General features: G+C 58.7%; 1 protein-coding gene and 1 pseudogene. Both read left to right on the forward strand.

All coding sequences use genetic code 11. From position 1 onward, the window contains the following. A pseudogene (locus NXS07_RS22665) lies at positions 1-106 on the forward strand (baseplate assembly protein); the annotation flags it as partial. Next, positions 99-310 (forward strand): phage tail protein I (locus NXS07_RS22670; RefSeq protein WP_258087646.1); only part of this gene is annotated, 212 nt, incomplete at its 3' end. The pseudogene NXS07_RS22665 and the gene NXS07_RS22670, both read left to right, overlap by 8 nt.

The following is a 310-nucleotide window of genomic DNA, read 5'->3' on the forward strand; positions in this document are numbered from 1 at the left end:
CCAGCGTGTTGACCTGAAAACACCGGCTAAAGACATGGTGCTGGATAAAACCCAGGCCAGTTTTTGCACCCGTTCGGAGGTCATCATTGGGGGTTCCGATGAATAACCGCCTGCTGCCGGTCGGCTCTTCCCCGTTGGAAATGGCCGCCGCTGAAGCGCTCGCCAGTCTGGCCGATATTCCCGTCCCCCTTCGTGAGCTGTGGCATCCGGATCGCTGTCCGGTGAAATTGTTACCCTATCTGGCGTGGGCGTGGTCGGTTGACCGCTGGGATATGGACTGGCCGGAGCGTGTCAAACGGGAGTCGATTAA

This window comes from Xenorhabdus bovienii, assembly GCF_024721015.1.
Classification (GTDB): Bacteria; Pseudomonadota; Gammaproteobacteria; order Enterobacterales; family Enterobacteriaceae; genus Xenorhabdus; species Xenorhabdus bovienii.